Annotated in this window: 17 protein-coding genes; 9 read left to right on the forward strand and 8 right to left on the reverse strand. The window is 66.4% G+C overall.

What is annotated here, in order from left to right; genetic code table 11:
* Positions 1 to 2: 2 nt before the first annotated feature.
* The gene (locus PZB75_RS27085; protein WP_275537906.1) at positions 3 to 1,415 is read left to right on the forward strand and encodes a hypothetical protein; all 1,413 of its coding nucleotides are present in this window, start codon (positions 3 to 5) and stop codon (positions 1,413 to 1,415) included.
* A gap of 77 nt (positions 1,416 to 1,492) precedes the next feature.
* Here the strand turns inward: PZB75_RS27085 and PZB75_RS27090 are convergent, their stop codons facing one another.
* The 6 genes from PZB75_RS27090 to PZB75_RS27115 all read right to left on the reverse strand — a co-directional run bounded on the left by PZB75_RS27090 (position 1,493) and on the right by PZB75_RS27115 (position 7,706).
* On the reverse strand, positions 1,493 to 2,692 hold the full coding sequence (locus PZB75_RS27090) for a 3-hydroxybenzoate 6-monooxygenase (RefSeq protein WP_275537907.1): 1,200 nt from the start codon (positions 2,690 to 2,692) through the stop codon (positions 1,493 to 1,495).
* Between the two features lie 63 nt (positions 2,693 to 2,755).
* Positions 2,756 to 3,088, reverse strand: coding sequence for a hypothetical protein (locus tag PZB75_RS27095; RefSeq protein WP_275537908.1), 333 nt, complete (start codon positions 3,086 to 3,088; stop codon positions 2,756 to 2,758).
* Positions 3,076 to 4,980, reverse strand: coding sequence for an anthranilate synthase family protein (locus PZB75_RS27100; RefSeq protein ID WP_275537909.1), 1,905 nt, complete (start codon positions 4,978 to 4,980; stop codon positions 3,076 to 3,078). The genes PZB75_RS27095 and PZB75_RS27100 overlap by 13 nt, the downstream gene beginning before the upstream one ends.
* On the reverse strand, positions 4,977 to 5,636 hold the full coding sequence (locus PZB75_RS27105) for an isochorismatase family protein (RefSeq protein ID WP_275537910.1): 660 nt from the start codon (positions 5,634 to 5,636) through the stop codon (positions 4,977 to 4,979). Before PZB75_RS27105 ends, PZB75_RS27100 begins: the two co-directional genes overlap by 4 nt.
* Positions 5,637 to 5,745: 109 nt before the next feature.
* Complete coding sequence (locus tag PZB75_RS27110) at positions 5,746 to 6,516, reverse strand: 2,3-dihydro-2,3-dihydroxybenzoate dehydrogenase (protein WP_275537911.1); 771 nt, start codon at positions 6,514 to 6,516, stop codon at positions 5,746 to 5,748.
* A 17-nt stretch (positions 6,517 to 6,533) separates the two neighbouring features.
* The gene (locus PZB75_RS27115) at positions 6,534 to 7,706 is read right to left on the reverse strand and encodes a 3-deoxy-7-phosphoheptulonate synthase (protein ID WP_275537912.1); all 1,173 of its coding nucleotides are present in this window, start codon (positions 7,704 to 7,706) and stop codon (positions 6,534 to 6,536) included.
* 310 nt (positions 7,707 to 8,016) lie between these two features.
* Between PZB75_RS27115 and PZB75_RS27120 the strand changes: the two genes are divergently transcribed.
* From PZB75_RS27120 to PZB75_RS27135, 4 genes are read left to right on the forward strand one after another with little or no spacing between them, the layout of a single operon-like run.
* Positions 8,017 to 8,472 (forward strand): cupin domain-containing protein, encoded by a 456-nt coding sequence (locus PZB75_RS27120; protein WP_275537913.1) that lies wholly within the window; start codon positions 8,017 to 8,019, stop codon positions 8,470 to 8,472.
* Positions 8,473 to 8,515: 43 nt separating this feature from the next.
* Positions 8,516 to 10,195: a BBE domain-containing protein gene (locus PZB75_RS27125; protein ID WP_275537914.1), complete on the forward strand. Its 1,680-nt coding sequence runs from the start codon at positions 8,516 to 8,518 to the stop codon at positions 10,193 to 10,195.
* Positions 10,196 to 10,231: 36 nt separating this feature from the next.
* On the forward strand, positions 10,232 to 11,680 hold the full coding sequence (locus PZB75_RS27130; RefSeq protein ID WP_275537915.1) for an MFS transporter: 1,449 nt from the start codon (positions 10,232 to 10,234) through the stop codon (positions 11,678 to 11,680).
* Between the two features lie 47 nt (positions 11,681 to 11,727).
* Positions 11,728 to 12,489, forward strand: coding sequence for a glucose 1-dehydrogenase (locus PZB75_RS27135; RefSeq protein WP_275537916.1), 762 nt, complete (start codon positions 11,728 to 11,730; stop codon positions 12,487 to 12,489).
* Between the two features lie 328 nt (positions 12,490 to 12,817).
* Here the strand turns inward: PZB75_RS27135 and PZB75_RS27140 are convergent, their stop codons facing one another.
* Positions 12,818 to 13,534, reverse strand: a complete 717-nt coding sequence (locus PZB75_RS27140; protein ID WP_275537917.1) for a methyltransferase domain-containing protein — start codon at positions 13,532 to 13,534, stop codon at positions 12,818 to 12,820.
* 233 nt (positions 13,535 to 13,767) lie between these two features.
* On the opposite strand from PZB75_RS27140, the gene PZB75_RS27145 reads away from it, so the two are divergent.
* Positions 13,768 to 15,711, forward strand: a complete 1,944-nt coding sequence (locus PZB75_RS27145) for a helix-turn-helix domain-containing protein (protein WP_275537918.1) — start codon at positions 13,768 to 13,770, stop codon at positions 15,709 to 15,711.
* Between the two features lie 246 nt (positions 15,712 to 15,957).
* Here the strand turns inward: PZB75_RS27145 and PZB75_RS27150 are convergent, their stop codons facing one another.
* Entirely contained in the window at positions 15,958 to 16,923 is a 966-nt protein-coding gene (locus PZB75_RS27150) for a transposase (protein ID WP_275537919.1), read from the reverse strand.
* A 441-nt stretch (positions 16,924 to 17,364) separates the two neighbouring features.
* Between PZB75_RS27150 and PZB75_RS27155 the strand changes: the two genes are divergently transcribed.
* From PZB75_RS27155 to PZB75_RS27165, 3 genes are read left to right on the forward strand one after another with little or no spacing between them, the layout of a single operon-like run.
* Positions 17,365 to 18,345: a polyphosphate polymerase domain-containing protein gene (locus PZB75_RS27155; protein ID WP_275537920.1), complete on the forward strand. Its 981-nt coding sequence runs from the start codon at positions 17,365 to 17,367 to the stop codon at positions 18,343 to 18,345.
* A 5-nt stretch (positions 18,346 to 18,350) separates the two neighbouring features.
* Entirely contained in the window at positions 18,351 to 19,028 is a 678-nt protein-coding gene (locus PZB75_RS27160; protein WP_275538887.1) for a DUF4956 domain-containing protein, read from the forward strand.
* A complete protein-coding gene (locus tag PZB75_RS27165; protein ID WP_275537921.1) occupies positions 19,028 to 20,764 on the forward strand; it encodes a CotH kinase family protein in 1,737 nt (578 codons plus the stop codon). Before PZB75_RS27160 ends, PZB75_RS27165 begins: the two co-directional genes overlap by 1 nt.
* Positions 20,765 to 20,832: the final 68 nt, after the last annotated feature.

Raw genomic sequence — 20,832 nt, forward strand, 5'->3', positions numbered from 1 at the left:
CCATGTCCCGTTCTCTCACCTCACGCCGCATCGCGCTCACGGTGCCCGCGGTCCTCGGGGCCTTCGCCCTGACCGTGCTGCCCGCGGCCGCCACCTCGACCCCGGCACAGATCGCCACCTCCAAGGCCAACGGTGTGGCGTACCTCAAGTCCCTCCAGGCCGCCGACGGTTCGTACGCGGGCTCCGGACTGTCCAACGAATGGGCGTTCACCGCCTTCGCCGCCACGGGTACGGCGGCCGTCGACGTCACCCCCGGCGGCGACACCACGAAGAACGCCCGCACCGTGTACCGGAACCTGCTGGCCACCCCGGGCTGGCCGTCCGCCACCCCCGTGGTCACCGACTACGAACGCGGCGCGCTCAACGCGAACGCCGCCGGCATCGACCCGGCGCGGGTCTCCGCCTCACGCAACCTCATCGCGGACGTCTACGGCTACTGGCAGACGGCGGAGGGTGGTTACTTCGGCCCGTCCGCCAACTACAACGGCACGGTTTTCGCCGCACTGGCCCTCGGCGGCGCCAGGACCCAGGCCGGTGCGCGGCGCATACCGCAGGCACTCGTCGACCAGGTGGTCACGCGTATCCGCGCCAACCAGCACAACGACGGCGGCTGGAACTACAGCAAGGCCGAGGGCAACCCGACCCAGCTCGCCACCGCGAGCGACATCGACATGACCGGCGCCTCGATGGCCGCGCTCTGTGTCTCGGGTGTGCCGAACACCGACGCGGACATCGTCCGGGCGAAGACATTCCTCAAGGGCAAGCTGGTCAACAACTCCGGTGCGTTCAACGCCATGTTCGGCGTCAACACCGACTCCAACGGCTGGGCCGTCTCCGGACTGAACGCCTGTGGTGTCAACCCGCAGACGGGCGACTTCCTCACCCCTCTGGGCAGGACGCCGGTCGACTTCCTCATCGCCCAGCAGTTCAACCCGGGCGGCGGCTTCAAGTACCTGCCCGGTGACACCTCGCCGTCCGCGTACGCCTCCATCGACGGGCTGCGCGCGGTGGCGGGCGGCGGCTTCACCTTCACACCGCCCGTACCGGCCACCACGGGCGCCCCGCAGTGGGTCGCCACCAGCACGTTCAGCCCCGGCACCGCCACCAGGCTGTCGCTCAGCGTGGACGACGGGACGGGCGCGCTGAAGGTCTGCTCGGTGACCTTCACACCGACCGCCACCACGACCACGCTCGGCGACGTCCTCACCGCCGCCACGACCGCGGCGACCCCGTCCGGCTGCGTCACCGGCGTCACCCCGTCGACCGGAAGCGGCGCCATCACGGCGATCGACGGGAAGGCCAACAGCGGTACTTCGACCTGGAAGGTAGCCGTCGACGGCTCGGCCTCCGCCACCGCCACCCGCGACAGGGTGATCAACGTCGGCGACACGATCGCACTGCGCTGGGGGAGCTGAAGGCGGGCGGGACGGCGTGGGTACCACCCGCATCTCCGTCCCCAGGTTCGTTGCCCAGAGGTCGCGTCCCCCATGGATCACCGCGCGCCTCCCGCGATGAAATCACGGTCCCCGTGCAGCCAGGACACCGCGTCGTACAGTCCGTCTTCGGTGAAAGAGGAGAGCATTGCGTTACGGGCCACGGCCGCCTGTCCCGCCGGATGGTAGAGCAGGCTGCCCATCTCGCGGGCCAGGAGCTGTGCCTTGCGTGTACGGTCACGGCGCCAGGTGTTGTACTTCTCCAGGCGGCCTGGTACCTCGTGCCCCTGACACCCCAATGACTCACCGATCACGACGGCGTCCTCAAGGGCCATGCACGCGCCTTGAGCCGCATACTGCAGCATCGGATGTGCGGCGTCGCCCAGCAGTGCCACCCTGCCGTCCGTCCAGACGTCGACCGGGTCGCGGTCGCACAGCACCCATGTCCGCCAATCCTCGCCGAGTTTCAGTAGTCGTTGTGCCGCGTCCTCGAGCTGCGAGAACTCGTTCAGAACGTACGAAGCCTCGACCGGCCGCCCGGCGACTACCTCTTGAGCGCCGTCGTCCTTGGTCGCGGCGAGATTCATGAGGGCTCCGCCGGCGATCGCGTAGTGCACGAAGTGCCACTTTGGCCCCGCCCACAGAGTGACGCAGTTCCAGCGCAGATCGTCAGGAACCCGGTTCATGGGTACGACGGACCGGTAGATGGTGTGACCGGACACCTGGGGTTCGCCGTCGCCGACGAGCTGGCGCCGGATGGTGGAGCGGATGCCGTCGGCGCCGATCAGAGCGGCGCCGGTGAGCCGTCGGCCGGTGGCGGTGACAGCGGTCACCTCGTCGTCGTTCTGCTCGTACCGGATCACCGAGAGGCCCGTCAGCAGCTCGACGGATGCTGACGTCCGGCAGGCGTCCAGCAGTGGTTGGTAGAGGTCGCTGCGATGGACGACCGCGTACGGGTTGCCGAACCGGGCCCGGTACCGGTCGGTCAGGGGCATCCGGACGATCCTCTCGCCGGTGATGCCGTCCATGAGACGTAGTTCGTCGATGAAGACGGCTTTGTCACGCACCGCGCCACCAACCCCTAGACGATCGAGTGCGCGGAAGGCGTTGGGGCCGAGCTGGATGCCTGCCCCTAACTCCTCAAGGCGGTCCCGTCGTTCGAGTACCACGACGTGGTGACCCTGTCGGGCCGCACTCAGCGCCGTCGCCAGCCCCCCGATACCACCGCCGACCACGATGACACGCGTTGTCCAGTGCATGTTCTGTGTTCCTCGTTCCTCTCGTTCCTGGGCACGCCGAAGGACCAGCCAGGTGAAGACGTCTCAGTTCTCCACCGCCACCCCGCGGCCGGAGAGGCGGGCGAGTGAATAGATACCTTCCGTAGTGGCTTCGATCGTGAAGGAAAAGTGGTGCGAAGGCGGGTATCCGATGAGCTCTGCGGCCCGGCCGGGAATCGGTGCGGCCGCCGCTTCCACCGATTCCCAGAGCAGTACGGCTCCCCATCGGTTGGTGTCCTGGTCGGAGATCCAGAACTTCAGCCGCAGTCCCGTGACGTGACTGAAACGATCGACTGCCTCGGCACGGAGGAATTCACGAAGGGACTCGATTGTCTGTCCGGACTCCTCAAGATTCCACCAGACGATTACAGCGAGCACGGGCGTATCACCTCCCTCAGAAGTCCGCTGATGATTCGGATGCCCTCCTTGGTGAGTACCGACTCGGCATGAAACTGAATGGATGCGAAATCTCTGCCGCGTAACGCGTGAACTTCGCCGGTCCGTAAATCCCGACTGATCTCGATGACACCGTGGGTCGGGTGTTCAAGCTTGTCCCGACAGCTGCGGGCGGCGAATGTGTTGTAGAAGCCGACCTGCTCGGGCGTGCCGAACAGATCGATCCGCCGCTGCACGCCTTGGTTGGGAGTCGGCCGACGTATCACGTCGAGGCCGAGAAGCGTGGAGAGTACCTGGTGGCTCAGACAGACGGCGAAGAACGGTTTGTGCTCCCTGAGCAGCAGGCGGACAGTATCCGTCAGATAGGAGATTTTCCGATGAGCCGTGTCGCGCGGATCGCCCGGTCCCGGTCCCAGAACAACGAGGTCGTGGTCCTCGAAGGAGTGCGCCTCGTCGAAGCGGCGCACGGTGACCTCCAACCCGGCCGATCGCAGTTGCAGCGCGATCATGGAGGTGAAGGTGTCCTCCGCGTCGATGACCAGCACGGAGCGACCGGCCAGCTGAGGATCTGGCCGGATCCGGTCGTCGCTCTCCGTCAGCCAGAACTCCGCGATGTCGTCGTTGCGCTGGTCCAATGACTCGCGCACCCGGTGGTGTGCGGCGAACCGGTCGGGGTCGCCGGTGTCGAGCGAGGCGAGCAGTCCGGCCGCCTTCGCACGCGTCTCGGCGACCTCGCTCATCGGATCGGAATCGCGGACCAGCGTCGCGCCTACCCCTATGCGGACCGTTCCCGCACTGTCGATGTCGGCGGTGCGGATGAGGATGGTGGAATCCATGACACGCGAGCCGTTCATGTCATGGCCGATCAGGGCGATGACACCGCTGTAGTACCCGCGCCCCTCCGGCTCATACCGCTTGATCACCCGGCACGCGCTCTCCAGGGGGCTGCCCGTCACCGTCGGCGCGAACATCGTCTCCAGCAGGATGTCGCGCACGTCGCGATCGGTTCGTCCGCGGATCAGATACTCGGTGTGTGCCAGCCGGGCCATTTCCTTGAGGTATGGACCGACGACCTGTCCGCCGTCTGCGCAGATCCGCGCCATCATCTTGAGCTCCTCATCCACCACCATGTACAGCTCGTCGGTCTCCTTGCGGTCGGCCAGGAAGGCCAGGACGCCGGGCAGGTCAGGACCGGACTCCGGATAGCGATAGGTGCCGCTTATCGGGTTCATGGTGGCGATGCTGTCGGACAGGCTCACGTGCCGTTCCGGGCTTGCCCCCACGAACGTGCGGTCGCCCGTGTGCACCAGGAATGTCCAGTAAGCACCCGACTCTCGCTCCAACAGCCGCTTGAAGAAGGACAGGGCGCTGTCCCGCGTGTACTCCGTGATGTCCGCGACGAACGAACGCCGGATGACGAAATTCGCCCCTTCACCGTTGCCGATCTCCTGGTCCACGACCTTCCGCACCGTGGCCGCGTAGCTGTCGTCGTCCACGTCGAAGTGGTCGCCCGTCACCATCACCGGGATGTCCGGCAAACGCCTCACGGCCTCGGTCAGTGACAGCGCGCCGTGTTGCGTGACGGCCATCGTCAGTAGGGGCTCGCCGTCGTCCGTGGTGGCGAACCCGCGCTCGGAGAGCTGGCGGAACGGGATGAGCACGAGTACCTCGTGCCGTGCGCCGGGCCGTTCGGGCGGCGTGTCGGGCAGGGGTATATCAGCGAGTGTGGCCACACCGGTAACGTCACCGAGCAGGATCTCGACGGTGTCCTGGCCGACCGACTCGGGGCGGTGCAATAGCGCGTACGCTTCTGCCTGCCGCGTCACCACCCGTTCCAGCAATCGCGTTCCCACGGGAACCTCGGGGAGATTCATCGGCCCGAGGCCCCTGCCGGTGCGAGTTGACCCAGCGCGGATCTGGTGGTGGTGACGACCGCGCAGCGCTCCGCCGCGTAGGTGAGGGCCATCCGGTGGTACTTCTCGGAGAAGTCCGCGACCGCGTCCGCGGCCAGAAACGGCTGGATGTTGTGGGTGAAGGCATCCACCGAGGTCATCAGCACGCCGACATGGGCGTACACACCGCAGACGATCAGTTGGTCCCGCCCGTCGGCGCGCATCCGCTCCAGGAGGTCCGACTTGAAGAAGGCGCTGTATCGCCACTTGGTGAAGACCCAGTCATCCGTGCGGGGTTCGAGTGGCGCGACCACTCTGCGGTCGTCCGGGGAGACCCGCATACCAGGCCCCCAGAAGTCGCTGAGCAGACCTCGTTCGTGGTCGGTCATGCCGCCGGGCTGCGCGGTGTAGGCCACCGGCATGCCGAGTTCGGCGCAGCGTTCACGCAACAGCACACAGTTTTCGACGAGTTCGCTACCGGGCGAACCGGCGGACCGGAACGGCCGCAGGAAGTACCGCTGCATGTCGTGGATCAGCAGGACCGCACGCGACGGGTCGATGATCCAGGGCGCGGTATTTGCGGGTAGCGACTCCTCGGCGGGCATCGGATACGGAACGAAGGACGGAAGTCCCCCCATGGTTCAGCCTTCTTTCGGTTGTCGACCTCGGCACGGCCGGCTGCGGACCCTGTGCTGAACGCGCAGGCGGCACCGGTTTTCCGTCGGACGCGGACACACGCGCAGGACGTCAGGCTCCGAGAGCGGCGCCACCATCGACGGTGAGATCGTGGAGTGTGATGTGCGCGGCCTGGTCGGACAGTAGGAAGGCGACGGCGTCGGCTACGTCGGAAGGCTGAGCCAGCCGCCCGAGAGGGATGCCCACCCGGTAGGCCGAGGGGACACCGTCGATCGAGGCACGCTTGCTGCTGTCGCCGTCCCACAAGGAGCTGAGCATCGGCGTGTCGGTTGACCCCGGAGCCACCAGATTGCACCGGATGCCATGGCGGGCGACCTCCAGACCGAGGCACTTGGTGAACATCGTTGTGGCCGCCTTGGACGCGGCATACGCCGCCATCTCGGTCCGCGGCGTACCGGCGGAGTTCGACGCCACCGTCACGACCGCCCCGCAGCGTCGTTCCCTCATACGGCTCACCACGGCGCGGGAGACGTAGAAGACGCCGGTGGTGTTGACCGCGAAGGTGGCGGACCACGCCTCGTCCGTCAGAGCCGTCGCCTCGCCCGTCCGTAGTACGCCCGCTGCGTTGACGAGTTGGTCCAGCGGTCCGAGTTCCCGCTCCACCGTGTCGACCATGAGGTTGACCGCGGCCGACGACGTCACGTCGCAGGGGTACGCGTGAACCTGGAGACTCTCGCCACGGAGTTGGGCGACGACACGGCTGAGCACCTCCGCGTCCCGGTCCACTGCGGCGACCCTCACTCCACGCTCGGCGAGCGTACGGACGATCGCCGAGCCGATACCGCCGGCCGCTCCGGTGACCAGCGCTGTCATTCCTCGCATCGTTGTCTCCATTCGTGTCAGCCGAGCCATGCGGAGGCCACCGAGATGGCCTGGCGCGGATTCAGCCGGGGGTCGCACAGACTCGTGTACTTATCGCTGGCCCGAGCCAACTGCCCCTCGTCCCGCACACACTCGGTGACGTTGTCGGGTGTGGTTTCCAGATGGAGGCCCCCTGCGATGCCGCGCCCTTCGTTGACCGCGTGATGGAACTCCACGACCTCGTGGACGACGGTCTTCACCAGCCGAGTCTTGAGCCCACCGGGGCCGCTGACGGTGTTGCCGTGCATCGGATCGGACAGCCAGACAACCGGATGGCCCGCATCCCGGACGGCGGCGACCAAGCGCGGTAGACGGGCACGTACCGTGTGCGCGCCCATGCGGCAGATCAGTGTGAGGCGGCCCTGAAGACGCTTGGGGTCGAGCTTCCTGCAGAGTGCCAGGAGTTCGTCCGCCGTCACGTCAGGACCGATCTTGCAGGCCACCGGATTGGCCACAGCGGCCAGCAGTGCGACGTGCGCACCGTTCACCTGACGTGTCCGCTCGCCGATCCACGGCCAGTGGGTCGACGTGAGCGCCAGCCGACCGTCGGGCCGCCGCCGGATCATTGGCAATTCGTAGTCGAGCAACAGTGCCTCATGACTGGTCCAGACAGGCGAGTCGGCTCGTCGACGGGGGTGCTCGCTGCCCCAGCCGAGCGCGTGGATCACCTCTCGTGCGCGTCGGTATCCGATCAGCAGACGGTCGGGATCGGGTGTGCGTAACAAGGGGTCGGGCTCCGGAGAGTTGACCATATGGCCCCGATACACGGGAAGCTCCACGCCCCCGACCGTCTCGCTGGTGCGGGATCGGGGTTTGGCGTACTGCCCTGCGATCCTTCCCACGCACACAACGGGCTTCTGCGAATTCATCTTCATGACACCGGCCAGCACTTCGAGCAAGCCGGTCTTACGGGCCACGGTGCCCGGCGTGCATTCGTCCCAGTCCTCGGCACAGTCGCCGGACTGAATGATCTGCACTCGGCCGGCTGCGGCCTCCGAAAGAAGCGAATGGAGATCGTCGGTTTCGCCGGAGCGGACGAGCGGAGGAAGCGAGGAGAGTTCCTCCCTGACCTGGGGGAGCCGTACGTGTGCATTCCAGTCCGGTTGCTGTCCCGCTGGCAACGAGTGAAGGAATTCGTGGACGCTGTGCATTTTTTGACCTCCCGACACGGATCGGTGTGACTCTGGGAAGTGGCTGCCCATCGACTGTGAGGGAAGCATGGGAGAAAAAAGAAGGAACGCGTGAGGACTACGTCAGATGTGTTTCGCACCTCACGGTATTCCGGTGTGGTGTCATCGACCGGCTGATCAGCATCGGATTCCCCGAGGCGACTTGGCCCTCGTGAGCGACGCGTCGCCGGAACCTGACGAAGTCACTCCACATGCTTTGGCGGAGCCACGGTTCGTGTGTGAGGGTCTGAGGGCCAACGGCGGTACGGGGACTCTGATGTTCGGGGGAAGCATGACCACAGCCAGTACGCGCACGACCCGTCTGTGGGGCCAGGGTTCGGTTCTGACCACGGAACTGACGGCAGCGCAGACGGGTGGTGTCCTCGGCGTCACCCGCTTCGAGGCGGTCTGTGGTGAGCGTGGGCCTCGCCACGTCCACTCGCTGGAAGACGAGTTGTTCATCGTGGGTGATGGCGAACTGGTGATCACGGTTGGTGAACGGACCCAGGGGATATCGGGTGCCGGAGCCTTGTTCCTGCCGCGGGGTGTACCGCACTCCTACGAAGTGTTGAGCCGAACCGCGACCTTTCGCGTCGTCACCACTCCAGGAGGCTTCGAGCGCTTCTTCATGGTGGCCGGCTTCCCCGTGGGCGGGGACGAGCAGCCTCCGACCGGTGCACGGTGGTCAGTTCAGCGCACCAAGGAAGTCGCGGAGCGACTCGGACTCGGGCTGACCTGGTGCGAATGAACCGTCAGGTCCTCACCATCACTCCGGGAAGGCATCGAAAAACATGAGCATGATAAGTAGACGCAACGTGCTGGCAAGTGCGGTGGCGGTGGCGGCCACTACTGCGGTCGCGGAGGCGGGACCGTCGTCCGCGTTCGCGGAGACACCTGCCGCAAACGTCTCCCTCCGACGGCGGTCCCTCCCGAACGTGGTCCTGCCTGATGACGCCAGGTACGGCGACCTGATCGTCGGTAACAACGCCCGGTGGCGTGCGCGTCCGGAGTCCGTACACCTCGTGCGTTCCACCAGCGAGGTGGTCCAGGCTGTCCAGGAGGCGGTGGACGGAGACAAACGTTTGTCGGTGAAGAGCGGCGGCCACTGCTACTGCGACTTCGTGTACAACCCCGAGGTCCATGTCGTCATCGACACATCCACACTCAACGATGTCTCCTATGACGAGCTGCGCCGTGCCTTCGTGGTAGAGGCCGGAGCGACTCTGCTGAACGCCTACGAGGCGCTCTACAAGGGCTGGGGCGTGACCATACCCGGTGGCATGTGCTACTCGGTGGGGGCCGGCGGCCACTTCAGCGGTGGGGGATACGGAATGCTGTCGCGCAAGCACGGCCTCTCCATCGACCATCTGTATGCTGTCGAGGTGGTCGTGGTCGACACCACGGGCAAGGCCAGAGCCGTGGTGGCGACCCGTGACGCCGCTGATCCGAACCGAGACCTGTGGTGGGCACACACCGGCGGCGGCGGCGGCAACTTCGGTGTGGTGACGCGGTATTGGTTCCGCACCCCGGGGACCGAGCGCCAGGCACCGGCGCGACAGCTCGTCACTCCGCCGAAGGAGGTCCTGGTGAGTGCGCTCTCGCTGCCTTGGAGCGCACTGGACGAGGACAGCTTCACCGGCATGGTGAGGGCCTTCGGGAACTGGCACGAGCGGAACGCCGCGGTTGGCTCACCGTACGCCTCCCTCTGCAGCTTCCTGATGATGAACCACAAGTCCAACGGCAGTATCGGCCTGCTCACCCAGATAGATGCCACCGTGCCGGGCGCGCAGAACCTGCTCGCGTCGTACCTGCGCGATGTTACTGCGGCTCTGGGGCCGGGAGTGGCGCGTCCGATGGCGGGACCCACCGGCGAGTTCGGGCCATTACCTGAGCTCTTCACACCGCAGCGGTTGCCTTGGCTGACAGCGGTGAGACTGCTCGGTACCAGCAACCCCACACTCAGTAGCCCGGTCATGCGTGGCGCTCACAAGTCGGCCTATCTACGCAAGGGATTCACCGACGCGCAGATCGGCTCGATGTACCGCAACCTCGTCCGCGCGGACCACGCGAACCCCTCCTCAATGGTGGTTCTGCTCTCTTTCGGCGGCCGGATCAACAGCGTTCCCCCTAGTGCCACCGCGTCCGCCCAGCGTGATTCCATATTCAAGGGATTGTTCCAGAGCTTCTGGGCCGAAGAGCAGCACGACGCCGAGAACATCGCCTGGACCCGGGATGTCTATCGCGAGGTCTTCGCCGCCACGGGAGGTTATCCGGTGCCCGGTACCGACACGGACGGCTGCTACATCAACTACCCGGATACCGACATCACAGATCCGGCGCAAAACACCTCCGGTGTCCCGTGGCAGGCGCTGTACTACAAGGGCAACTACTCCCGGCTCCAGCAGATCAAGGCCATGTACGACCCACGCGACGTGTTCCGGCACGCGCAGTCGATCAGGCTTCCGGAGTGATCCGGACCGTCCTGTTCTCATGAGAAGGCGATAACCATGCAGCCGGACACCGTACCCACCTGGCCCGGACCACGCCAGGGCACCTCCGTGGTCGGGGGTGTAGCTCGGCGGAATGCGGCCTTCACCTTGCTGGCATCGGTGCAGTTCGTCCTGATCCTGGCCATGAGTGTGCTCAACGTGGTGCTTCCGGAGATTCAGGAGGATCTCGGCCTGACTACCCCGCAACTGGCTCTGCTCAACGCCGCCTACGGGGTGTCGTTCAGCGGACTGCTGCTGCTCGGAGGGAGGTTGGCGGATCTGTACGGCGCCCGCAGGGCATTCATGGCCGGTACGGCACTGTTCGGTGTCACCTCGGCGGCCGCGGGCCTCGCTCCCGAGGTGTGGACCCTGCTGGCGGCCCGGTTCGGCCAGGGCGCAGGAGCGGCACTCGCCGTACCGGGGGCGATGGTACTGGTCGGAGTCGTCCATCCGGAACCTGCCAGGCGGGCTCGGGTCATGGCGCTCTGGGGCGGCCTCGCTGCGTTCGGCGGGACCGCGGGCATGCTGCTGTCCGGCGCCGTTGCGCTCTCGAACTCTTGGCGGTGGGCCTTCGTCGTTCCTGTGGTCGTTGCTGCCCTGGCCGTCGGCTCGGCGCGCAAGCTACTGCCCGTCGGCCGAGTCGAAGGCGGCGCTGGAGAATTGGACGTCCCCGGAGCGGTGCTCGCGACGGCGTCCGTCTCGCTCCTCAGCTACGGTCTGGTCCAGACACCTGACCGCGGATGGGTCTCCTGGGCAGCGCTCGTACCACTCTCCCTCGGGGTCGTCCTGCTGATCGCGTTCGTTCTGGTCGAGCAGCGGGCGCCACGACCGCTCCTGCCGCTCTCCTTTCTGAGGTCACCACACAGGGTTGTTGCGCTGGTGGCGGTGTTTCTCGGCTCCGCCGGGATCACCAGTCTGTTTTTCCTGCTCTCGCTGTACTTCCAGCAGGTGCGGGAATATTCGGCACCGGAGGCGTCCGCCGCGTTCCTTCCGTTCGGGGTGGCGCTGGTCATCGCCGGAGTAGGTGTCGGTCGCCTGGTGCACCGCTTCGGCCCGCGCGTCGTCATGCTGGCCGGTCTGGCTCTCGCGGCGCTGGGGCTCGGGACGTTCGGTGGAATCGGACTGCGGACACCGTACACGGGAGTGGTAGTCGGCCTGTTGTTGTTTGCCGTCGGCGTCGGGTTCTTGTTCGCGGGCGCGACGGTCTCCGCGATGGCAGACGTGGCACCGGGGCAGGCGGGCATGGCCGGCGCCGTGGTCACCACCGCTCTGGAAGCCGGACCCGCGCTCGGACTGTCGATGCTGGTCACTCTGGCCGCAGTGCGTACTGGGCACATGGAGGGAGCGGGGCATTCCGTGCCTTCGGCCCTGGCCGCGGGATACGCCCTCGCGTTCACCGTTGCCGCTCTGGCCTTCGCCGTCGTCACCGTGGGAGCGGCCGCCCTGCTCCGGGTGAAACGACACTGACGTTCTGTCATGTTGGATAAGAATAAGAACTGAGAAGGAATTGCCGAATGACTGATCGCTTCACAGACAAGATCGTGCTGGTCACCGGTGCAGGCGCAGGCATCGGCCGTGCCAGCGCGCAGGCATTCGCCCGTGAAGGGGCCACCGTCGTGGTTTCCGGTGTCCGGTCCGCGTCGATCACGGAGACCGTGCGACTGATCGAGGAGGACGGCGGCACGGCGAGTGCAGTGACCGCTGATGTCTCGCGTCCGGAGGACATGATCCGGCTGGTGGAAACGGTGGTCGGACGGCACGGCGGACTCCACGTGGCCCACAACAACGCCGGCATCTTCCGCAAGCCCGCCGCTGTCGGCGACCTGGATCTGGACGTCTGGAAGGAGGTACTGGACGTGAACCTCACCGGAGTGCTGTTGGCGATGCAGCAGGAGATCAACCACATGCGCAACCATGGCGGCGGCGTCATCGTTAACACATCCGCGAACATCGGCTACCCGGGCCGCCGTCCGGGTATGGCTGCCTACGGTGCCTCCAAGGCCGCAGTGACCACGCTCACGAAGATTGCCGCACTGGACCACATCAAGGACGGCATTCGCGTCAACTGCGTCAGCCCAGGTGCCACAGACACCACCATGTCCTTCCGCTCCGGAGAGAGCGTCGAGGACCGCGCCGCCCGTCTGGCGGGCACAGTGCCGATCGGGCGCGTCGGTTCCACGGAGGAGATCGTTTCGGCGGTGATGTGGCTGGCCTCCGACGAGGCGGCCTTCGTCGTGGGCCATGATCTCGTGGTGGACGGCGGAGTTACCACCTGAGGGCATTCCCGTAATCCCTGGCGGGTCGGCGCACCTTGTCGTATGCGGTGTGCAACGAGGCGGCGGGAGGTCCGTGTATCGGATGTCTCCGGGTGCCCCGACCATGCGGTGAGGTGCCGCGACTGCCGTCGTGTGCCCGCCGGGGATCGAGGGACAGCCCATGGGGCGTGGCTGTGAGGAGCGGGAGCCGGTCGCGGGTCGCCACGATGCGTGCCCCGGTTCGGCCGGCCCGGTTGTGGAAGGGTTTCGCGGGGTGTGCGTCAAGGTGAAACGACCCGCGAGGCCCGTCGAGTTTGGTCCGTTCCTGTCCAACCGGCTTCTTTCCGAGTCATGTTCCGGCGCTGGCCACGCGGACTTCGAACAGGACGTGTTCAACCGTTTCGTGGCCTTCGCGGTTGCGTTCGCTTCGGACTACCAGTAGTTCGCGGTCGCAATGCGCGGCGATGCTGTGCAGTAGGCGAATGTCACCGCGGTCGCTGAAGTGGAGCAACACACGGCCGGCGTCGGCCAGTCTCTCGGGTGCCTGGATCAGGTACATCCGGTGCGCCCGGTATCCCGGGTCCACGTAAGCGCGGTCGTGATCGGACTCGCATGTGTAGTCGTCCGGTGCGTACACGAAGTTCGAGTGCCAGAAGACGGTGTCGTACCGCTCACCGGTGGGCAGGGCGCTGAACAGGTCACTGCGCACGGCGCATACTCGGTCGGCCACCCCGTGCCGACGCGCGTTGACAGCGGTGTTCTCCACAGCTCGCGCGTTGATGTCCACCGCGACCACGTGCTCGCATCCCGCCAGAGCCGCTAGTACGGCGCCGACTCCGGTGCCGGAGCCGATCTCCAGGAACGAACCGCGCCAGTGCGCCGCGGGGGCCGAGAGTCCCGCGAGACGCATCGCGATCGCGCTTGAGGGTGAGAAGGGCGGTGCGAAGACGTCGTCCAACAGGTCCCATTCCCTTCCGTCCAAAAGGAAGGTCTTCGGCCGGTCCCGTCTGGTCCGCGACGCCCTGCTGCGTTCCAGTGAACGCATATGACTCATCGCCTCGGTCATCTTTCCCTCTCTGACCCTCCGCGCGGGGGAGGGGGCACCTAGGTGGAGTCCCCAGCCCCATCCATACGCGTGTCATCGAGTCCGTCACAAGGTGAGGCCGTGACACTTTCGGCCGTCGAGGTGGTGGGCTACGGCGCGTTCCGGCAGGTGGCCGGGCGTTGGGACCGTTGTCCGGACTATGCTCTCGCGAAATACGACCGACTGATCTTCAATCACACCCGGGGGGTTGGCACATGGTGTCGTACGAGGATTTCGCGGCCGCACCCGAGTCCGCTGTTCTCCAACTGCTCGCTCAGGAAGCTCCGCGCAGCTACTTCGAGGATCTGCTCCACCAAGCCGAGACCCACTTCGCGGCAGATGAGCTGATTCCGCTGGAGCGCTCCGTGAGGTTGGCGCTCACCGTTCACGCGCACGCGGAACGATTCCTGGCACGGGAAAAGGCATTACTGACATTTGTGGACACCGCACGTGACATGAGTGCCTCCCGTGATTCTGGTGACCTGCTTGTCGTCATCACGGCTCGTGCTCGCTGGTTACTCGGATTTGACATGGCCTTCATAAGCCTCAGTAAGCCGGACGGCGGGTCGTACATCCACTCGTCGGACGGTGAGACCACGAGCTTCAACGTGGGTCTCCAGATCCAGGGTGGTTACGGTGTGGGAGAGGTCGCGCAGCGCAGCAAAGCGCCCTTCTGGACAGCCGATTACCTCGGCGACGACAGCTTCCCGCACAGTGAGCGAGTGGACGAGGTCGTCCGTGGCGAAGGGCTGAGAGCGATCCTGACCTCACCGATGATCAGCGGGAATGTGACTGTCGGAGCGTTGTACGGTGGGAATCGGAAGGTGCGCCACTTCACTCCGGACGAGGTCAGCCTGATGCGCGCGCTCGGAGACCTCGCGGCGGCCATGCTGGGAAAATCCAGGTCGCTGGGCCGGATGAGGGCCGAGCTGGCGGATCTTGGGGAGGACAACTCCCGGCAGCATGCGATGACCGTCCGGATGCGCTCGCTCTGCGAGGCACGCGACATGCTGATCGGCTCGGTGCTCGGCGGTGCGGAAGTGTGCGAAGTGGCCGAGATGGCGGGAAGGGCTCTCGGCGGAACGGGCGCGGCGTACGACTCCGCCGGTCTGCTGCTTTCAGGTTCGGGTCTGCCGGATATCGCCCCGGCACTCGTGGCCGAGGCTATCCAGGCCACGTCCTCGGTACGAGCCCCGGTCCAGGTGGCCGACGCCCTGTGGGCAGTGCCCTCGATCCTGGGCGCCGGAGGCACAGGGGTACTGCTGATTCGGACATCGACACCGGTCAAGGACGATGAGATCGACTTTCTCCAGTTCGTGGAACGCGCCGTCGGGCTGATGGCCCTGCTCCAGCGTGGAGCGGTAGCGGCGGGCCCGATGCGGGACGAACTCCTCGACGACCTGCTCGTGGGGCCGCGTCGCTCACCGAGACGCCTGGCCGCCCTCGCCCGCCGTCTTGGTGTGGACCAGGCGCGACCGCACTCCGTGGTCATCGTCCGGCCGGAGGCCGACGACCACGCTCAGGCCGTGATGACCCTGTCCTCCTACGCGCGTCGGAAGTCCGGCCTGAAGACTGCGCGGAGCGGTGACATCATTCTGCTCCTGCCGGAGAAGGAGCCCTCCGTGGCGGCCGAGACCGTGCACCGCGAACTGACCAGGCAGCTTACTCATCCCGTTTCGGTGAGCGCGGCCGGGTCGGTCGGTGACCTGAGCGGAATCGGAGACGTCTATCAAGAGGCGCAGCGCTGCCTCGAAGCGTTGATCATTCTCGGTGGCCGGGGTACTGCGGCAGTGACCGATGACCTGGGATTCCTCGGACTTCTTCTGTCCGACCACAACGACGTGGACCGATACGTTCGATCGACACTTGGCGGCGTCCTTGAGTGCGACGAACGCCGTCGCTCCGAGCTGATACGGACTCTCGACGCCTATTTCGCTTCTCACGCCAGTCCAAGTCGTGCCGCCGTAGTTCTCCATGTCCACCCCAATACGGTCTCCCGTCGGCTCGAGCGGCTTACCGGACTACTCGGGGAGGACTGGAGAGAGCCTGCTCGCGCCCTAGAGATCCAACTCGCACTGCGCCTCTTGCACACCAGGCGGCTACTGTTGTCCAAGCAGGCGCCCGGTTCGAATGCTCAGGCCGACAGCTCACAGTCGTAGCGGTTCGACCGTGTTCTGGAACGGGACAGAGCCATGACGGAGTGCGCGGCCGAAGCGATGGTGATGTGTCGATGCCACCCCTGGAAAGATCTTCCCTCGAAGTCCTGAAATCCGGACTTTTCTCCGAACTCGGCGAGATCGAGGTCGACGCGAGCGGTCAGTTTCGTAACCCGCAGGAGGGCGGCGGGCATGGTGTCCATGTTCGTCGCCCACACGTGTGGCGGTGTGTCCCAGGAGTCGGACCACTCACCGAGCAGATGACCCCCCCATACCGAAAGCATCCGGGGTCTGTACCTCGCGGGGCCGCAGCCGGATGCGTACGGTGGCGACCAACGAGCTCCGCAGGGCCGAAGGCCGCCCCGGATCGAACCACATGGCCGGCCGACGCAAGCGTCGCACCGATGAGAGAATCTGCTGGGCCGTCAACGACCTGCCGCTGCAGCCCGGCAGGGCGGTGTCGTCCACCACGAACTGGGCGCGGTCATGAATCCGTATCACGGCCGGTACGTCGGCCTCGGTGAAGCGTCGCAGTAATGACTCGACCTGCACGACGGGCACGTCCAGGACGACCGGCTTCCGTGTTCCTCCCAATCTGTGCAGGGTGCTGAGCGCCGCTTCGACTGCACACTCCTCCAACGTTTCCGTGTCCGCGCCCGGTGCTGTCTCGATCCCGCCCGGACGGGGCCGCTCCTCAAGCCCGCGTGACGGCAGGTGCAGCCGCCAGTTCACCGGGGCGCTCAACGACGCCGAGGTCTGCCACACGCCGAAGGCGTGCTGCCCTCGGAAGGTGCGGCCCAGACGGGGGTCGAAACCACGGCTCACACCGACCGACTGCTCACCGGACTTGGGTATGCACAGCGACCGCACCACGTAACACAGCGGTACGTTGGCGCCCTCCAGGTGGGTCATGAGCGCGGCACGCACCGGCATCCAATCCCATGTGGAACTGCTGATGAAGTGCTGAAGGCTCTGTTCCACCGCTGTTCCGCCCAGATGCGTGGCGATGTTCCTGATCGATTTCCGTCCCCGCGTGGCCAGGAGACCGCGCAGGTAGCTCTCGCCCTTCTGTCTTTGATCGCGTCGGGCCAATGACGCGAAAAGAGTGGTGCATATGTCGTCCGACGTGGCGGCTGGCTGGTACGCGCACCGATGCTCGGATGGACGGCACTGTTCGGTGGCAGTCGGTCTGTGGCTGCTCCGGAGGCTGCCCATCAACTCATCACTCTCTCCCCATGGATGGGCAGCCACTCGCTGCCTACCGTCAGGTTCCTCTCGGAGCCACCCACCAGAGAAGGTGCACCCTCTACCTACAAACCCCGCCAAGCGGTTGCTCCGTCACCATTACTCCTTCAACGGCGAGTGTCCGCCTGGTCCGGAAGCGGCCCGCCGGCCCGATGAGAGGTGACCAGGCACTCATCCCCACACGCACCTCCGTTCAGGCGTGCCGGTGCCGCGCCCGAAGAATGCCTCGGCTTAGGCGACGACCGCATCCACCTCGGCTGGGACATGCGGCTCCCGTCCGTCACCCGTCGTTCACCTCACGGCCACCGAAAACACTCCCGCAATTACCCCGCACTTCTCATCGGTTCCTCATCCGGCCCGGGTTTCTTTGGGGCGGCGCATGCAGGAACCCACGTGGAGGAGAGGGGACTTATGTGGTGGCGACGTGCCTCGGGCAAGGACATGCCGCTCGAACCGGACGATCCGGCGCAGGGGAAGGGAGGTCCGGCGGGCACGCCCGTGGCGGACACCCGGGCCCTCCGGGTCGCCGGGCGGCTGCACGCCTTCAACCGCTACGAGTTGAAGTACCTGGTCCCGGTCGAGCGGGCCGCGGGCATCCGTGACGAGATGGCCGAGCGGATGGACCGCGACCCGCACAGTCCCGTCGGGGGTTACGGAGTGTGGAGCCTCTACTACGACACCCCCCAACTGCGCTTCTACTGGGAGAAGATCGACGGGCTGCGGTTCCGGCGCAAGCTCCGCGTCCGCCACTACGGCGACCTCGACGGCGTCACGGACGCGTCCCCGGTCTGTGTCGAGATCAAGCAGCGGGTCAACCGGGTCACCCAGAAGCGACGCATCACCCTGCCGTACGCCACCGCCCGACAGCTGTGCGACGGGCGGCAGTTGATCGAGCACGCGCCGGACGAGGACGCGTTCGTCCAGGAGGTCCTGGAACTGGTCGTCCGGCTCAACCTGCGGCCGACGGCCATCACCGGCTACCAACGCGAGGCCCTGGTCGGCCGGGACGCCGACACCGGGGTGCGCGTGACCTTCGACCGCCGCATCCGGGGCCGTGACCGCGACTTCCACCTCGGCACGCCGGACGTGGAGAACCGCTTCACGGTGCCACCGCACCTGTCGGTGCTGGAGATCAAGGTCAACGAACGCACCCCGTACTGGATCACCGATCTCGCCGCCCGGCGGAACCTCAACCTCGTCCGGGTGTCCAAGTACGTCCAGACCATCGAGGCGTACGGGCTCGCCCCGCGCTCGGTCTTCCACGTGAGCGAGGACGAACCGGCGGCGCACGCACCGGAACACGAGTCGCCGCGGCAGCCGGCGACACCACAGATGCCGCGGACACCGCGGTTGTCGCAGAAGCCGCAGCAGAATCTGACCCTGGAGGCATGAGCACCATGAACTTCGATCTGCAAGAACTCAGCGGGACGTTCAGCGTCGCCGACATCGCGGTCGCCATGGTCCTTTCCTTCGCCCTGAGCGCGATGATCGGATACACCTACCGCGCGACCCACCGGAACGTGTCCTACAGCCAGTCGTACGTACAGACGCTGGTCATCGTCGGCATGATCGTCGCCCTCATCATGCTGGTCGTCGGGTCGAACCTCGCCCGCGCCTTCTCCCTGGTCGGCGCGTTGTCGGTGGTGCGCTTCCGTAACGCGATCAAGGAGACCAGAGACGTCGGGTTCATCTTCCTGACCATGGGGGTCGGCATGGCCGCCGGCGCCCGCTTCTACACGCTCGCCGTCGTCGCCGCCGTCGCGATCTGCCTGATCGTCGTCGTGATGCACAAGTTCAACTGGTTCCACCTGGACGTCCAGCGTCAGGTCGTCAAGGTCCAGCTGCCGACGGGCGAGGACCACTCCCCGGCGATCCGTGACGTCCTCATCCGCCACACCACGGAGTTCGAGCTGGTCAGCACCGAGACGATCCGCGGCGGCACCCTCACCGAGGTGTTCTACACGGTACGGATGAAGAAGGGCACCGAGCCGGGCGAGCTCGTCGCCGCCCTCCAGGAGCGGACCTTCGGGCAGCGCGTGACGGTGCTGACCGGATACGACCAGACCGACCTGTGATGGATGCCCCGGGGACCACTTCGCCCGAGCGGCCACGCGGGCGGCGGCTGAGGGATCGAATTCCGGTCAGGCTGCGCCATCACTGGAAGCCGCCCGTGGCACTCTGCGCGGGGATGGCCGTACTCCTGTACTTCTTCGGTGACGCGCGGGTCGCTCCGTTCGTCACCAGTTCGTCGGCCGCCGAGGCCGACCGGGTCGTCCAGGACGTCAGGGGCACCGTCGGCCTCTACGACCCCTTGGCCACCCACTCGCTGCGACTGACGTACAGACGGACGGACTTCGACTCGATGATGAAGGAGTTCAAGAAGCACGGCACCAAGGACTACATCAGGGCCGACCTCACGATCGACGGCACACGTCTTGAGGACGTGGGCATCAGGCTCAAGGGCAACTCCACGCTGATGAGTCTGAGCGGACGCATGCCCGGCAAGTGGAAGGGTCCCGGCGGTGGCGGCCTGCCGGGCGGACCGCAGAACGGCCGCCCCGGTGGTGGAGCGCCGGGTGCCGGAGCGCCGGGTGGTGGAGCGCCCGGTGGCGGACAGCCGGGGAAGGGCGGCACGGGCGGCGGGATGACGTTCTACGACCTCTCGCCGAACAGGCCCGAGGAACTGCCCTGGCTCATCAAGATCGACGAGTTCATCGAGGGCCGTGCCTACCAGGGCCACCGGCAGATCTCCCTGCGACCCGGCGTCAACGACCAAGTTCCCCTGAACGAGGCCGTTTCCCTGTCCCTGATGGCCAGTTCAGGCCAGACCGCGGAGGACTTCGGCTTCGCGTCCGTGCGGGTCAACGACCGGCCTGCGGTCGCGCGGCTCATGGTGGAGAACCCGAGCAAGGACTTCGCGGAGTCGGCCGTCGGCGGCAACGGCGTGCTCTACAAGGCGCGGGCCGGTGGCACCTTCGCGTACAAGGGCGATGATCCGACCGACTACGAGGCGTCCTTCAACCAGCTGAACAAGAAGGGCAGTCAGGACCTCGAACCGGTCATGAAGCTCGTGAAATGGGCGAACAAGGCGACGGACAAGGAGTTCGCCCAGCACCTGGGCGACCACGTGGACATCGACTCGCTGGCCCGGTACGTCGCCACGCAGAACCTCCTGATGAACTTCGACGACATGGCCGGTCCGGGGAAGAACTACGTACTCCGGTACGACCTGGACTCCAAGAAGTTCCGGGTGCTCGGCTGGGACTTCAACCTGACCTTCAGCGGTTCGGTCGACACCGGGCCGGACGACCCCGTCGGTATGGGCATGATGCCGGGCATGCCCGGGGCCGGCGGTCAGAAGGACGCCGCGCAGAAGGGCACGGCGCAGGGCGACACGGGTCAGAAGGGCACGGGTCAGACAGGCACGGCACAGAAGGGCGCCGGGGGACAGCCCGGTGCTCCGGGGGAAGGTGCTCCGCAGCCGCCCGGCATGCCGACCGGCTTCCCCGGCGGCAAGGACGGGGACAAGAAGGACGGCGGCATGATGGCCCGGCTGATGGAAGGGCACGTCCTGAAGAAGCGCTTCCTCGCACTGGACGCCTTCGACGCCCCGTACCACGCCGCGTACCGCGAGCTGTACGAGAAGTTCTACGGCTCAGGGACCGCCCTCACCGCGCTGGCGGCGAACGAGGGACAGGCCCGCAGGGCGGGAGCCGACGCGAAGAAGCTCGGCGCGGCGGCCGGGAAGCTCCGCACCACGATCGTCAGCCGTGACAAGGCCCTGGCGAAGCGCAAGGAGGTCACGGGCTGAGCCATGGGCCGGGCGGGCCCCCGGAACGACCTCGCACGCTCCTCGAAGGGCCCCGCCCGGCCCCACCC

This window comes from Streptomyces sp. AM 4-1-1, assembly GCF_029167625.1.
In the GTDB taxonomy this organism is placed as follows: domain Bacteria; phylum Actinomycetota; class Actinomycetes; order Streptomycetales; family Streptomycetaceae; genus Streptomyces.